At 72.3% G+C, this 13,781-nt stretch carries 13 protein-coding genes; 7 read left to right on the top strand and 6 right to left on the bottom strand.

Going from position 1 to position 13,781, the window contains the following annotated elements:
- The first annotated feature begins 10 nt into the window (after window positions 1-10).
- The 7 genes from DA075_RS00695 (at window position 11) to DA075_RS00725 (ending at window position 5,713) form a co-directional block, all read left to right on the top strand.
- Entirely contained in the window at window positions 11-988 is a 978-nt protein-coding gene (locus DA075_RS00695; RefSeq protein WP_099951557.1) for a flagellar motor switch protein FliM, read from the top strand.
- Window positions 972-1,265: a hypothetical protein gene (locus tag DA075_RS00700; RefSeq protein WP_099951558.1), complete on the top strand. Its 294-nt coding sequence runs from the start codon at window positions 972-974 to the stop codon at window positions 1,263-1,265. The genes DA075_RS00695 and DA075_RS00700 overlap by 17 nt, the downstream gene beginning before the upstream one ends.
- Before the next feature lie 388 nt (window positions 1,266-1,653).
- Window positions 1,654-2,007, top strand: a complete 354-nt coding sequence (gene fliN, locus DA075_RS00705) for a flagellar motor switch protein FliN (protein ID WP_099951559.1) — start codon at window positions 1,654-1,656, stop codon at window positions 2,005-2,007.
- Window positions 2,008-2,011: 4 nt separating this feature from the next.
- On the top strand, window positions 2,012-3,049 hold the full coding sequence (locus DA075_RS00710; protein WP_099951560.1) for a flagellar motor switch protein FliG: 1,038 nt from the start codon (window positions 2,012-2,014) through the stop codon (window positions 3,047-3,049).
- Between the two features lie 119 nt (window positions 3,050-3,168).
- Window positions 3,169-4,233 carry a flagellar biosynthesis protein FlhB gene (gene flhB / locus DA075_RS00715; protein ID WP_099951561.1) on the top strand — a complete coding sequence of 355 codons (1,065 nt, stop codon included), beginning with the start codon at window positions 3,169-3,171 and terminating at the stop codon, window positions 4,231-4,233.
- Complete coding sequence (locus DA075_RS00720) at window positions 4,230-4,670, top strand: hypothetical protein (protein WP_099951562.1); 441 nt, start codon at window positions 4,230-4,232, stop codon at window positions 4,668-4,670. The genes flhB and DA075_RS00720 overlap by 4 nt, the downstream gene beginning before the upstream one ends.
- A 317-nt stretch (window positions 4,671-4,987) precedes the next feature.
- On the top strand, window positions 4,988-5,713 hold the full coding sequence (locus tag DA075_RS00725) for a response regulator transcription factor (RefSeq protein ID WP_099951563.1): 726 nt from the start codon (window positions 4,988-4,990) through the stop codon (window positions 5,711-5,713).
- Between the two features lie 77 nt (window positions 5,714-5,790).
- Here the strand turns inward: DA075_RS00725 and DA075_RS00730 are convergent, their stop codons facing one another.
- From DA075_RS00730 to fliF, 6 genes are read right to left on the bottom strand one after another with little or no spacing between them, the layout of a single operon-like run.
- Window positions 5,791-6,393, bottom strand: a complete 603-nt coding sequence (locus DA075_RS00730; RefSeq protein ID WP_232386667.1) for a transglycosylase SLT domain-containing protein — start codon at window positions 6,391-6,393, stop codon at window positions 5,791-5,793.
- Complete coding sequence (gene fliK / locus DA075_RS00735) at window positions 6,347-8,329, bottom strand: flagellar hook-length control protein FliK (protein ID WP_099951564.1); 1,983 nt, start codon at window positions 8,327-8,329, stop codon at window positions 6,347-6,349. The genes DA075_RS00730 and fliK overlap by 47 nt, the downstream gene beginning before the upstream one ends.
- Complete coding sequence (locus DA075_RS00740) at window positions 8,326-9,678, bottom strand: chemotaxis protein MotC (RefSeq protein WP_099951565.1); 1,353 nt, start codon at window positions 9,676-9,678, stop codon at window positions 8,326-8,328. The genes fliK and DA075_RS00740 overlap by 4 nt, the downstream gene beginning before the upstream one ends.
- Window positions 9,675-11,021, bottom strand: coding sequence for a MotB family protein (locus tag DA075_RS00745; protein ID WP_099951566.1), 1,347 nt, complete (start codon window positions 11,019-11,021; stop codon window positions 9,675-9,677). Before DA075_RS00745 ends, DA075_RS00740 begins: the two co-directional genes overlap by 4 nt.
- Before the next feature lies 1 nt (window position 11,022).
- Entirely contained in the window at window positions 11,023-11,907 is an 885-nt protein-coding gene (locus tag DA075_RS00750) for a hypothetical protein (protein WP_244936463.1), read from the bottom strand.
- Complete coding sequence (gene fliF, locus DA075_RS00755) at window positions 11,907-13,601, bottom strand: flagellar basal-body MS-ring/collar protein FliF (protein ID WP_099951567.1); 1,695 nt, start codon at window positions 13,599-13,601, stop codon at window positions 11,907-11,909. Before fliF ends, DA075_RS00750 begins: the two co-directional genes overlap by 1 nt.
- Window positions 13,602-13,781: the final 180 nt, after the last annotated feature.

A 13,781-nucleotide genomic window follows, 5' to 3' on the forward strand; every position in this document is an offset into this window, starting at 1 on the left:
CACCCGACCCATGACCCCACCCACATCCGGCCCTTCCACGACCGGCTCCTCGACCCCGACGGTCCTCACGAGCCCGGCCGACATCCGCGCCCGCATCCAGGAGGCCGCCGGCCTCTCCCTGGACCGGCTGCCGATGCTGCAGCTGATCTTCGACCGCCTGGCCACCGCCTGCGGCGACGGGATCAAGCACCTCGCCGCCTCGTCGATCCTCTACTCGCTGAACGGCGTCGAGAGCGGACGCTTCGGCGAGTTCCTCGACGCCTACGACATGAAGGCGGTGGTGGGCATCTTCAGCGCCCCGGCCTGGGACGGCCACATCCTGGTCGGCCTCGACCGCGACTTCGTCTTCACCATGGTGGAGGCGCTGTTCGGGGCCGACGGCAGCGAGCAGCCGGTCGACGACGAGCGCGCCTTCTCGGCGATCGAGCTGCGCATCGCCCAGATGATCCTCGAGCAGGTCGGCCGGGCGCTCGAATCCTCCTTCGGCCTCGTCTCGAAGACGGCGTTCCACCTGGAGCGCACCGAGACCCGGATGGAGTTCGCGGTGATCGGCCGGCGCAGCAACAAGGCGATCCAGGCCAAGTTCCTGATCCAGGCGCTCAGCCGGGGCGGCGAGATGTTCATCATCATCCCGCAATCGGTGCTCAACCCGCTGCGCCCGAGCCTCGCCAAGGTGCTGACAGGCGAAACCAGCACCCGGCGCGACCCGCGCTGGGCGTCCCAGATCGCCGCCGAGGTGCAGAAGACCACGGTGCACCTGCGCGCCGTGCTGGAGGAGCGCCACCTGACCCTGGGCGAGATCGCCGGGCTGAAGGTCGGCCAGGTGATCGCCCTCGACGCCACCCCGGCGACGCGGATCAAGCTCGAGGGCAACGACAAGCCGCTGTTCTGGTGCCATGCCGGGCAGTCTCAGGGGGCCTACGTCCTGCGGATCGACGAGGCCATCAGCCAGGACAAGGAAGGGGCGGAGCATGGTGTCGCTGGTTGACGGAGTGCTGCTCGCCGCCCTGGTCGGTACGAATGCCTGCGTGCTGCCGCTCTACCTGAAGCTCAAGCGCCTCGACCGCGCCCAGGCCGAGTACGGACGGGCGGTCGCGGCCTCCGGCCACGCGCTGGCCAGCGCCGGCGAGGCGGTGCGCAGCTTCACCGGCGAGGGCCGCGCGGTGCTGGAGGCTCTGAGCGCCAAGATCGACGAGGCGAAGGCGACGCTCGACGCCCTCGAGGCCGGCCGGCGCGACGCGGCCCGGGCCGAAGGCGGCCGCTAGAGCGCGGCCCGACGACGTGACGACCGGTTCGTCGCGGACGATGCGGCACGATCGACGGCCGAGACCCACATCCGATCGCCGTGGGGTCGGGCGCCGCTCGCGCGCGGCGGCCGAGCGCCGCTCCGGAGCCTCGATTTTGCCGCATCCCCTGCACGATCCGGTATCGTTTTCGCGGGACACTGGTCGCTGCCCACTCCGTCGTGTTCCGCCCGGGCGCGGCGCAGGCACAGACACGGTCTCACGCACCGGAGGTCCCGACATCGACGCGTCGAGCGGGGACGACGGACGAAGCCGTGCGATCCGGCAGCGAGATCCGGCCGCAAGCCTCGGATCAGCTTGATCGCCTAGACCTGTCAGGGACATTTCGAGACTTCCACGCGAGCCCGCGATGAGCACGAGCCCCTTCCCCGACGCCGGCGCCAGCCCCGCCTTCCCGAGCCAGGGCTCCCAGCCGGCCTCCCCGCCGGCCGAGGACGGACGCAACCTCGATTCGATCCTGCGCATCCCGGTCCTGATGCAGGTGGTGCTCGGCTCGGCCACCATGCCGGTCGCCAACCTGATGAAGCTCGGCCGCGGCGCCGTCGTGCCCCTCGACCACCGGGTCGGCGAGCCGGTCGACGTGATGGTCAACGGCCGGGTGATCGCCCGGGGCGAGATCGTCATCGTCGAGGAGGACAATTCCCGCTTCGGCGTCTCGCTGACCGAGGTGGTCGGCCCGGCCGACGCCGCACAGAACGGCTGACCGCGTGAACGTCTCGGTGTCCCCTCCGGCCTTGCGCAGCGCCTCCCGGCAGCTCGCGCCCGTCGACCAGGTCGCGACCCTGCTCCTGGCCATGGGCAAGCCCGCGGCGGGCCGCCTGCTGAAATATTTCGAGCCGGACGAGATCAAGCGGATCACCCATTCGGCCTCGCGGCTCGGCGCGGTGAGCCCCGACCAGGTCGATACCGTGGTCGAGAGCTTCGCCGAGGAGTTCGCCGGCGGGGCGAGCCTCGTCGGCACGGTGACCGAGGTCGAGAAGCTCCTCACCGGCCTGCTGCCGGCCGACCAGGTCGCCGACATCCTGGCCGACCTGCGCGGCAACGCCAACCGCTCGGTCTGGGAGCGCATGGCGACGGTGTCGGAGAGCGTGCTGGCGAGCTATCTCGTCAAGGAGCATCCGCAGACGGCGGCCCTGATCCTGTCGAAGGTCAAGCCCGCCATCGCCGCCAAGGTGATGGGGCACCTGCCGCTGCCGGTGCGCAACACCGTGATGCGGCGGATGCTGAGCTTCAAGCCGGTGGTCGACGACGTGATGCAGGCGGTCGAGCGCGCCCTGCACGAGGATTTCCTGATCAACGGGTCGCGCAATTCCGGCGCCGACACCCACGCCAAGATGGCCGACATCATCAACAAGATGGACCGCCAGCAGATGGACGAGGCGCTCCACAGCCTCGCCGATTCGCGGCCGAAATCGGTCGAGATCCTCAAGGGCCTGCTCTTCACCTTCGACGACATCGTCAAGTTGGCGCCGCGCGCGCGCACCACCCTGTTCGACGCGGTGCCGAACGACCGCCTGGTGCTGGCCCTCAAGGGCACCGAGGCGGAGTTCCGCACGGTGGTCCTGAGCGCCCTCTCGGCCCGCGTCCGCCGCATGGTCGAGCACGAGCTCAACGGCGGCGAGCCGGCCGCCCAGCGCGACGTGATGGAGGCGCGCCGCAGCATCACCGACCTCGCCATGGACATGGCGGGCCGCGGCGAGATCGAGATCAACCCGGGAGGCGAGGATGAAGCCCTCATCCGCTGAGCGGCGAGCGATGAGCGGGGCGACGGCGCCGGGTCGCGCGCCCGCGCTGCGATCGATCCGACACCGGACGACGCCCCGCGCACCGGCCGGGGCGGGGCGCGCGCCCCGCGCTTCGACGCATGGCTGACGAGACCGACCAGGAGAGCAAGACCGAGGCCGCCACCGAGCGGAAGGTGCGCGATGCGATCGAGAAGGGCGACGTGCCGTTCTCCCGCGAAGCGCCGGTCTTCGCCTCGATCCTCGGGCTCCTGGTCTGCCTGAGCCTGGTGGTGCGGGGCCAGGCGGCGGCGCTCGCCCGCGACCTGTCCTCGTTCCTCGACCATCCGGGCGGCTTCTCGCTCGCGAGCGGAGAGGACGCCCTGACCCTGATGCACGCCACCGGCTTCGCGCTCGCCCGATTCCTCACCCCGATCCTGCTGGTGCTCAGCGGGTTCGGGCTCGTCGCCTCCCTCGCCCAGAACGTCCCGAGCCTCGTCGCCGACCGGATCGCCCCGAAATGGAACCGCATCTCCCCGGCCTCGGGCTGGAGCCGGATCTTCGGCCGCTCCGGTCAGGTCGAGTTCCTGAAAGCCGTCCTTAAAGTCTCCTCGGTCAGTCTCGTCGTCCTCCTGCTCCTGCGCTCGGAACAGGGCAAAGCCGTGAGTGCCATGTTCGTCGACCCGAGCCAGCTCCCCGAGCTGATCCTGACGACCGCGATCCGCCTGGTCTCGGCCGTCAGCATCGCCACCATCGTGATCGTGGCAGGCGACCTCGTCTGGGCGCGCCTGCGCTGGCAGCGCTCGCTGAGAATGTCGCGCCAGGAGATCAAGGACGAGCACAAGCAGATCGAGGGCGATCCGAGCGTCAAGGCGCGCCTGCGCTCGCTCGCCCAGGACCGCACCCGCAAGCGCATGCTCGGCCAGGTCAGCCGCGCCACCGTCGTCATCGCCAACCCGACCCATTTCGCGGTGGCCCTGCGCTACGAGCCGTCCGAGGGGCCGGCACCGATCGTGCTGGCCAAGGGTCAGGACCTCATCGCCCTGCGCATCCGCGAAATCGCCGAACAGCACGGCATCGCGGTGATCGAAGACAAGCCTCTGGCAAGGTCGCTGTACGATGCTGTCCAGGTCGACCAAATGATCCCCGCGGAGTTCTACCGCGCGGTCGCGCAGATCCTGTTCTTCCTGTTCGCGAGACAACGATGATCCCTCACGACCACGATCTCGCGCAGGCCCGGACGGTCCCCCGAGATGTGATCGCGGCGGCCGAGGAGGTCTTCGCGACGGCGCTCCGCGATTTCATCAGCGAATTCTGCCTGCTCGACGGCAGCGTGCTGATCGGCTGGGTGCGGGGCGAGCGCCACGGCAACATCGCCGACCTCGTCGCCTCCTCGGCCGAGCCGTTCTTCAAGCACGCCACCCTGACCTATGCCGACGCCGCCGACGTCTGCCTCGACTGGGGCCGCTCGATGCAGGTGGTGCTCGACATGGAATTCGCGGCCAAGCCCGTGACGGTGTTCTTCAAGCTCGTCCTCGACGGCTGCTTCGTCGGGGTGGCGATCCAGCGCATCCTGGCCGAGGACGGTCCCCCTCTGCACCTCGACACCTTCGCCCGCGCCCTGTCGGATGCCCGCCTCGCCTGATTCGGGATGCTCCGTGCCCAGAAGGCCGTGGTTTTGAACTAACAGCGGCCTAACGCGTCCCCGCATCCACACTCTGATCGATTCTTAACAAAAAGGCTTGCGAAGCGGGCCCGCTGCGGCGCGCCGGTCATTGACCGGCCGCCGCGGCCCGGACATGAATTCGATCGGCGCAAATCGGACAGCCTTAGGAATTCAGACCTGTGCGCGCACGCCGCATCCGGGTCTGCCGAAGGTTCGACCCCGAGGGCAGAAGATGGGGCACAGGTTGGGACGGCGTGCCGCCGCGCCTCCCGCCTGGCTCGATGAGGGTACGACAGATGTATTTCTTGGTTGACGCCAGGAAATCGGTCAACGCGGGCTTCAAGGCTGGCTTCGATCGGGAAGGGGTATCTTCCTTTTCGCTCTCGCCGGAGGAGTTCACGAGCTGGATTGAATCGGCGTCCCGCAGCGACCTCGACGCGGTGCAGGGTTTCCTTCTGGGCGATTTCGACGAGCGTGCCCGCTGCGCGAGCGCGATCCGCCGGCAATCCCGCGCGCCGATCATCGCGCTGGCCGATTCGCGATCGTTGGAGCAGACCCTGGTGCTGTTCGACGCGGGGATCGACGACGTGCTGCCCAAGCCGGTCCATGTGCGCGAGATCCTGGCCCGGACCGAGGCGATCTGGCGGCGGGTCAACGGGGAGCAGGCGCAGGCCGCGGACGCCGCCGCCCGACCCTGCGAGGCGCAGGGAGCCCCGATCCCGCAGGCCCGGGGTCCCGAGCGGCTCCGGGTGTTCTTCGACGGTCGCGACCCCGAGGTCGACGGCGTGCCCCTCTCCCTGCCCCGGCGCGAGCGGCATATCCTGGAATTCCTGGTGCGCAACCGGGGCCGCCGGGTGACCAAGACCCAGCTCTTCAACGGCGTCTACGGCGTCTACAGCGACGGCGTCGAGGAGAGCGTCGTCGAGGGCCACGTCAGCAAGCTGCGCAAGAAGCTGGCGCAAGCCCTCGGCCACGACCCGATCGAGGCCAAGCGCTACATCGGCTACACCTACGTCGGGTAACCCGGAATCCCGCCGGCAACCGCGCCTGACCGGCAGAACGCCAGTCCTGGAAGAACGTCACTACTGGCAGAACGTCACTACTGGCAGAACGTCTTGGCCCCCGATGTCCACTGGCCGAAACCGGAAGCCACCATGTTGGTGATCACCCGGCAGACATACTGCTTCTGCGCCGGGTTGTTGTTCGGGCCGGCATGGTAGCGGGCCACCGCCAGGGTCCAGCTGCCCTCCCGGGCCTTGAGCTCCTTGAGGAAGAGCGTGGCATACTCGACGTTCTGGCGCGGATCGATCATCGCCTCGAGCGAGGAGAACTTCGCCCGGTGGTAATGGTGGTTGATCTGCATGCAGCCGAGATCGACCAGGCGCACGCCGCTGGCCTGCGCCTCGCCCAAGCGCCGGATCACGTCGGCGGCGCTCGTGCCGAAATAGGCCTTGCCGCCGATATTCATGGCAAAGGGCTGCAGGGAGCCGCGGTTGCCGCTCTCGGTCAGCCCGACGGCATAGAGCATGCCGAGGGGCACGCCGTGGCGCGCGGCGGCCTGCGCCATCTGCTGCTCGCAGACATTGCCGGTCGGCGGCAGCGGCGCCCTGGCGGCACCGGAGACCGTGGCGGCGGCCTCCGCGCCCGTGGCGGCGCTAAAGGTAAAGACCGCCGCGGCCGCGATCGCCGGAATGCGCGTCATCTCTCTGCTCCATGCTCCTGCGCCCGCCTTCCTCGGGCGCGTCGGGGATGCGGCGGGCCGGCTGGTCCGGGCTCGCGCCACCTTGCTGCTGCCCACCGGCGAAGGACGGGAGGGCCTGGCCGCCCGGTGCGGTCCCTGGCGACGCCTCGGGCTGGCCCGGCAGGCGGCCGGTTTGCACCGTGACGAGATCGGGCTGATAGCCCGCCTCGCGCACGAGCGCGCTCAGGAGGCCACCATCGCGCCGCAGGAGCTCCGCGGTCTCCTCCCGCTCGGCGCGCAGGGTCATCTCGAGGCGACCGTCCTGGAGCCGCATCCGGACCTGGACCTGGCCGAGCTCGGCCGGGCGCAGCTGCAGCGTCAGGAGCCGCACCGGCCCCTCCGCCTGGGCGGCGGCGCTCCAGGCGGCCGCGACCGCACCGGCCCGGACCGTGGCGGGGTCGGGCAGGGAGGCGGCCCCGGTCGCCACCGCATCGGCGATCTGGCGCAGGGTGGCGGCGGGCAGCGCGGCCGGGGCCGGCGCGGGCCCGGCTGCGGGCGCCGGGGCGAGGAGACCCGCTGCCGGGTCCTCGGCACGGCGTTCGCCGGGCGTGGCCGGGGCGACGGCCTCGATCGCGTGCGAGGGCTTGATCTCTTGCGCGGATTTAGCCTCGGGCAGAAGCCTGGCTTCGGAGACAGGCTTCGCTTCCGCGAATTTGGCCTCCCCGGATTTGGCCTCCGACGATGACGCCGCATCCGGCCCGGACGAGCGTGCGGTGGGGTCCGCCACGCCCGGACGCATCGGCTCGCCCCCCCCGGCGAGCGAGACGGCGCCGCCTGCCGCCGCGGCACGACCGGATTCCGACGCTCCCGTCCCGGCCGGAGGCGTGGACGGATCGGGCGCGTCGATGCGGACCGGACGACCGAAGGGTTGCTGCGTCGCGGCCGGGGCGGCCCCTGCATTCATCGGCGACGGCGCGCGGCCGGCCGTCTCGGCAGAGCCCGGAGCCGGGAGGCCCGGCAACGCCGCCCTGGCCGGCATGTCCCCGACGGGCTGCGGAGGGGATGCCGCCCCTGTCACGCTCGGCGAAGCGGAGAGTGGTCCGGCGGCGCTCGTGAGGGAAGGCGCCGCGCCTTGCCCGGCGCGAGCCGCCAGGACGGGCGGCGCGATCGGAGCGAAGTGGGTTTCCTGCGCGACCACGACCACGGCGGGAAGCGGCGCGGACGCGGCCGTCGTCGCCGACCCGGCCGCAGCTCCGAAGGCCGGCGGCGGAGGCGCGAAGGCCGGCGCGCCGGCCGCCAGCGGGAGCGGGATCGCCGCATCGGTGCGCGCCGGCCACGGCAGGGCCGCGAGCGCGGCACCGTCGGCCGGAACGGATGACGGCGTGGCGTCGGAGGCCCCGCTCTCGCCGTCCGGCGCGCCGTCGCAGCTCTCGGCTGCCGGAGCCGACGCCGCGCGCAGCCGTGCCTGGTGATGCGGCAGCACCTCCCGCGCCGCGGGATCGAGGAGGCCGGATGGCGAGGTGGAGAGCGCGGCGTCCTCGCCAGCGCCGGCCGACGACACTCCGGCCGCCGGGAGCCGGGTCGCCGAGGCGGCGCCTCCGGATCCCGACGCGGTCCCGGGCCCGGTCTGCGCAGGCGGCCGGCCGGCGGCCCGCTCCATCAGGTCGGCGAGGTCCGTGTCGCCCGGACGAGCGGGGCCGCCCGGGAGCGCGCCAGCGATGAGCGCGCCCAGGGGGGCGGGGCGCGGCGCGCCGGCGCGGGGGGCCTCGTCGGGCTCCGGAGCCGGTTCGGTCCCGGCATCGGGCGAGTCCGCGCGGGCGGGGCGCTCGCGGCTCTCGAGACCGCCGAGCACGGCGTCGAAGCCGGATCCGGCATCGGGGCGGACCGGGTCGCCGGTGGTGCGGGCACCGTCGAGGCGCAGCCGCGGGCCCGTCAGCATCGCGTCGAGGGGAGTCACGGGTCGGTCCTGTCGATCATCCGGTCGACCTGCGCGAGCGCTTCGCGCGCCCGGGCGATCGAGGCGGCCTCGGGAATCTGGTGCCGGCCGGCCGGCGGGGCGGCGTCGGCGGCCGGCGGGGCGGGGGGAGCCGCCGGCGCCGGCGGCGCGCCGCCGCGGATCTGGCCGGCGGTGGAGAGCGCAGCGTCGAGGAGGCTGCGATCGGACGGATCGAGCCCGGCCCGGTCGACGGCCCGCAGGGATTCGAGCCCTTCCTCGTAACGCCCATCCACGACGATCAGGGCGGCGGCGCGGTAGAGCCGGGCCCGGGCGGCGGCCTCGCTGTCGGGACCGGCGAGGCTGAGCGCCCGCTCGGCCGCGAAGGTCGCGGTCTCGCGCCGGCCCTGCTCCAGCCCGGCCCGGGCGACCAGCAGGTAGAGGTCGCGCCGCTCTCCCGGCTCGATCTCGTCGAGCATGCGCTCGAGACGGTCGACGCGGGCGCGGTCGCTGTCGAAATCGAGCCGGGTCAGCGCCGTGGCGAAGCGCTGGCGGAAATTGCCGGCATAGACCGAGCGGCGGAACCGCCGCAGGTACTGGATCGACAGGGCCTCGAAGCGCGTCGCATCCCCGCCCTGGGCGTGGATGAAGATCTCGCGGCGCAGGGCCCCCTCCTCCACCAGGGTGCCGGGGGCGAGCAGCCGGGCGAGGTCGAGGAGCTCGATCGCCTTGCGGGGCGCCTCGCGGACCGTGACCGCCGCCTGGGTCAGGGCGAGCTGGCCGGCGAGGCCCGGGGCTTGCGTGCGGGGATCGTAGCGGCCGAGCAGGGTCCTGGCGTCGCGCTCGCGGCCCTCCAGGTAGGCGAGCGCGCCCTGCACCAGGGCCGACAGGTCCTCCGGCACCTTGCCCGTCTCGCGCAGCCGCCGCAGCAGCGTCGGACCGCCGCCGCCGAGCGCGAAGGTCACCGCCGCACGCACGTTCTCAGGCGCCGCCCAGGCCTCCGGCTCGAGGGCGAGCAGGCGCTGCTCGATATGGCCGAGGAGCTGGCGCTGGGCGAGGTGGGCCTGGGTCGAGCCGCGGGCGATCCGGTCCTGCAGCAATTGCAGCGTGCGCACCAGCTCGACCGGCAGGCCGCGGGGCGCCACCGGCAGAGGCTCGATGGGCTTGGCCGGCGCACCATGCCCGCCATGGCCGTCCCCGCCCCCGCCATGCGCGGCATCGGCATGCCCGCCGCCGCCATGCGCGTCGGCGGCCGGCGCGGCATGGCCGTCGCCGTGGCCGTCGCCGCCGGCGCGGGCCGGCAGGGTCACCGGGAGCAGCCCGGCCGCGAGAAGGAGCCCGGCCAGCGCGAGGCGGGCGGCGTGGCGGCTCATTCGGGCAGCCCCCGCAGCAGGATCTCGATGCGCCGGTTCTCCGCCGCCTTCGGGTCGGCCGGGTTGCGGGGCTGGCGGTCGGCATAGCCCTCGATGCGCTCGATCCGGGCCTCGTCGACGCCGCCGCGCACCAGCATGTAGGACGCCATCTGCGCCCGGGCCGACGAGAGGCGCCAATTGTCGTAGGTCTCGGAGCGGAACGGCCGGCCGTCGGTATGGCCGCGGACCACGATGCGGCCGGGCCGGCTGCCGATCACCTTGGCGATCTTCTCGATCGCCCTCACCACCTTCGGGGTCGGCTCGGCCGAGCCGATGCTGAACATGCTGAAGTCGATGTCGTCGGTGATGCTGATCAGGATGCCCTCGCCCGAGCGGCGCACCTCGACCTTCGGGATCGGCGTGCCGGTGGCGAGCGGCGCCACCGCCTTGGCGACCTCGGCCTTCATGGCGGCGACCGCGGCGGTCTCGGCCGCCTTGTCCTTGGTGGCGTCCTTCGCCTGATCCTTGGCCTGATCCTTGGCAGCGTCCTTCGGCGCCGGCTCCTTGAGGGCGGCGGATTTCCCGGCATCTTTGGCGGCATCCTTCGAAGCCGCATCCTTCGAAGCCGCATCCTTGGGATCCCGGGGGGTGAGCGGCAGTCCGTCCTCGGCGGAGGCGACGCGGGTCACCGGATCCTTCGGGTCGCGCGGCTTGGCCGAGGAGGCGACCTGGCCCGCGGCGTCGAGGCGGTTCTCGGACGGCGCCGTCACCGCCGTGCCGACCTTGCCCGGCCGCTCAGTGCGGTGGCGCGGCAGCGGCTCGACCTGCCAGTAGAGCGGATCGAAGGGGTCGCGCGCCGCGTCGCCGCCGCTGATCCCGGGCTGGCCGGATTCCACCGCAGCCGCGTCGGCGCTCGCCGTGTCGCCGCGCTCGGACTCGGCGGCGAGCCGCGCCAGCACCGCGTAGGGGTCCTGGAACAGGGCCGATTCCCGCGCCCGGCTGCCCGGCGCGGCCTCGCTCGCCTTGTCGCCGGCCTTGCCCTCGCCCTTTCCCTCGCCCTTGCCTTCACCGCCCTTGCCCTCGGCCTTGCCGCCCTCGGCGCCGGGCTCGGAGGGGGTGTCGTGGGGATCGCGCAGGCCCTTCTTGTCGTGGGTGACCTCGGCGAGCTTCACCGGGTTGAAGTACTCGGCGATGGTCTGCTTCTGCTCCTTGCTGGTGGAGTTGATCAGCCACATCACGAGGAACAGCGCCATCATGGCGGTCATGAAGTCGGCGAGCGCGATCTTCCAGGCGCCGCCGTGGTGACCGTCCTCGTGGTCGCCGTGGCGCTTGATGATGATGATTTCCTGATGGCCCTCGGACATCTCAGGTCTCCGCCACCGCCGCCGCGATGAGGCGCGTCCAGGCGCCGAGCTGGGTATCGATCACGGTCTGGTCGGCGTTCACCTGCACCTCCGCCGTCTCGGCCGCCGTGAACGACACGCAGGCCGCAAGTGGCCCGAGGCGGGCGGCGAGCGCCGCCAGCAGGTCTTCGGGCCCGCTCACCCGCACTTGCGCCGCCTGCGGCTCGGCGAGGAGGCGCGTCAGGGCACCGCTCAGCTCGGCCAGAGCCTGGCGGCGCAGGGCATCGGTCAGGACCGGCACCAGCAGGCGGGCGATCCGCTCGGAGAGGGTCGCGTCGAGGGCGCGCAGGGCCGCCGAGAACCCGTCGGCCAGGGCCTCGGCCTCGGCCTCGCTCCAGTGCCGGCGTGCCTCGGCGAGGCGGGCCTCCGCCGCCTCGGCCGCCTGGCGGCGGGCGATCTCGGCCTCCTCCCGCGCCTCGGCCAGGCCCTGCTGCCGGCCGCGCTCCTCGGCGGCGGCCAGCAGCGCCGCGCGCTCCTCCGGCGTCTCGCGCTTAGCGGCGGCCGGTTTGACGAGGGGCGAGGCGGCGGCGGCAGGCTCCACGACGGGCGGCGCCGGAGCGGCGGCGGCACGCGGCAGCAGGCCTTCGAGCCATTCCACGCGCGACGTGTCGAGCAATCCGGCCGGCGCGCCGCCGGCCGGAGCCGGCTCGATCCGGATCGCGTCCGGCGTCCCGGCGAGCGCTTGCGGCTGGGGCGCACGCGGGGCGCGGGCGAGACCGGCCCAGGGATTGCCGAAGGTCTCGGGGGCTTGCACCTGGCCCGGGGCCGCCCGGTCCTGGGCGGCCGCCTGGGGCGGCACCGGGGTCGGCGCGAATTCCGGCAGGTAGCGGGCGATCACCGCGTCCATCACGCCGGCTCCTCACGCAGCAGCCAGCGCTTGAGGATGGCGGCGACCTGCTCCTCGTCGACGTCGATCATCTGCTCCAGGCGCTTCTGCGGCGAGTTCTTCGCCTTCTCGGCCATGTCCTCGATGAGGCTCGCCATGGCGGGCACCCCCTCGGGGCCGGCGAGCGCCGGCTGGCCGGGGACGGCCTGGCCGGGCGCCGGCAGGGCGCCGCCCTCGGCCATCGCCGGGCCCGCCAGGGCGGCGGCCGCGCCCGCGGCTTCCAGCGCCGCCATCTCGGTCTGGGCGGCCTCCGGCACGGCCAGGATGGCGCGCAGCGCCGGGCGCAGGCCGAACCAGATCAGGAGGCCCGCCACCACCAGGATGGTGGCCGCGTTGATGAGGGTCGCGGACTGGCGCACCATCACGTCGGCGATGCTGAGCGGCGGCACCGGCTCGAGGGCCTGGCCGTCATTGATGAAGCCCACTGCCGCGACCTTGACCGTGTCGCCGCGCTCCTTGTTCGCGCCGGCCGCCGAGGCGACGATCTGCTCGATCTCGGCAATCTGCTTCTCGACGGCCGTCGCGGCCTCCTGGCCCTGCTGGCCGTTGATGAGGCGCGAGCGGTTGACCAGCACCGCCACCGACAGGTGCTTCATCGCGTAGCCGTCGCTCACCGTCTGGATCACCTTCTGGGAGATCTCGTAGTTGGTGAGGTCCTCCTTCTTGGAGGTCTCGTTGCTGGCGGTGTCGTTGCCGTCGGAGCGGGTGCGCTGGTCGGGCAGGTTCTGCTGCGCGCTGGTCGGCCGCTGGGCGCTGCGGTTCTGGCTGTTCTCGTTCTCGCGCGTCGAGCGGACCGAGCGGGCGACCTGCTGGTCGGGGTTGTAGATCGTCTCGTTGGTCGAGGTCTTGTCGGTGTTGAGCTGGGCCGCGACGCTGACCTCGAAATTGCCGAGGCCGAGATAGGGGGTCAGGGCCCGGCGGATCCGGTCCTGCACCTCGCGGCTGACGTCCTTCTCCAGGCTCGCCATCTTGCCGGTCGGCGCCTGGCCGGCATCGTCGCCCGACAGGAGCAGGGTGCCGTCGGCTCCGATCACCGTGACCCGGTCAGGCTTCATGCCGGGGATCGCCGAGGCGACGAGCTGGCGGATCGCCTGGGCGCCGCTGTGGTCGTCGGCGGGCTCGGTGCGCACCACCACGGAGGCCGAAGGCGGCTGCTGGTCGCGCCGGAACGAGCCGCGCTCGGGCAGCACGATGTGGACGCGCGCGGCGCGCACGCCCTTCATGCCCTGGATGGTGCGGGCGATCTCGCCCTCGAGCGCGCGGACCCGGGTCACCTCCTGCATGAACGAGGTCATGCCCAGCGAGCCGAGATCGTTGAACAGCTCGTAGCCCGATCTCGAACTTTGCGGGAGGCCCTTCTCGGCCAGCAGCATCCGGGCCTGGGCAGTATTGCCGTAGGGCACCAGCACGGCGGCGCCGTCGGCGCTGACGTCGAAGCGGATGCCCGCATCCTTGAGCACGCCGCCGATGCGGGCGACGTCCTCGCGGGAGAGACCGGTATAGAGCGTCTCCTGCGCCGGGCGGCTCAGGTAATAGGCGCCCAAGCCCACGGCCAGGAACACCACGAGGCCGATCAGCCCGAGCGCGGCGAGGCGCCGGGGCCCGAGTTCGACGATGTTGCTCCACAGCCTCTCGGCTTGCTCGCGACCGGACATCTCGTCTGCCAATCCCGTCCCAGCACAGGCGACACTGCCTCACCGCTCTGTGACGCCCTTGCCTTGTGCGGAGATTGCGGAGCCCGCGTGCGCTGGCGCACGCGGCGTCGAACGGGCCGGTTGACGATTTTGATGATAGAAATCATCAATACAAACATGACGGCGATCATGAAAATCCGC

The organism is Methylobacterium currus, from assembly GCF_003058325.1.
GTDB classification, from domain to species: Bacteria; Pseudomonadota; Alphaproteobacteria; order Rhizobiales; family Beijerinckiaceae; genus Methylobacterium; species Methylobacterium currus.

Excerpts from the sequence above, each read along its gene's own strand:
- DA075_RS00695 (WP_099951557.1), top strand. The coding sequence starts at position 11 with ATGACCCCACCCACATCCGGCCCTTCCACGACCGGCTCCTCGACCCCG.
- DA075_RS00700 (WP_099951558.1), top strand. The coding sequence starts at position 972 with ATGGTGTCGCTGGTTGACGGAGTGCTGCTCGCCGCCCTGGTCGGTACG.
- fliN (WP_099951559.1), top strand. The coding sequence starts at position 1,654 with ATGAGCACGAGCCCCTTCCCCGACGCCGGCGCCAGCCCCGCCTTCCCG.
- flhB (WP_099951561.1), top strand. The coding sequence starts at position 3,169 with ATGGCTGACGAGACCGACCAGGAGAGCAAGACCGAGGCCGCCACCGAG.
- DA075_RS00720 (WP_099951562.1), top strand. The coding sequence starts at position 4,230 with ATGATCCCTCACGACCACGATCTCGCGCAGGCCCGGACGGTCCCCCGA.
- DA075_RS00725 (WP_099951563.1), top strand. The coding sequence starts at position 4,988 with ATGTATTTCTTGGTTGACGCCAGGAAATCGGTCAACGCGGGCTTCAAG.
- DA075_RS00730 (WP_232386667.1), bottom strand. The coding sequence starts at position 6,393 with ATGACGCGCATTCCGGCGATCGCGGCCGCGGCGGTCTTTACCTTTAGC.
- DA075_RS00740 (WP_099951565.1), bottom strand. The coding sequence starts at position 9,678 with ATGAGCCGCCACGCCGCCCGCCTCGCGCTGGCCGGGCTCCTTCTCGCG.
- DA075_RS00745 (WP_099951566.1), bottom strand. The coding sequence starts at position 11,021 with ATGTCCGAGGGCCATCAGGAAATCATCATCATCAAGCGCCACGGCGAC.
- DA075_RS00750 (WP_244936463.1), bottom strand. The coding sequence starts at position 11,907 with ATGGACGCGGTGATCGCCCGCTACCTGCCGGAATTCGCGCCGACCCCG.
- fliF (WP_099951567.1), bottom strand. The coding sequence starts at position 13,601 with ATGTCCGGTCGCGAGCAAGCCGAGAGGCTGTGGAGCAACATCGTCGAA.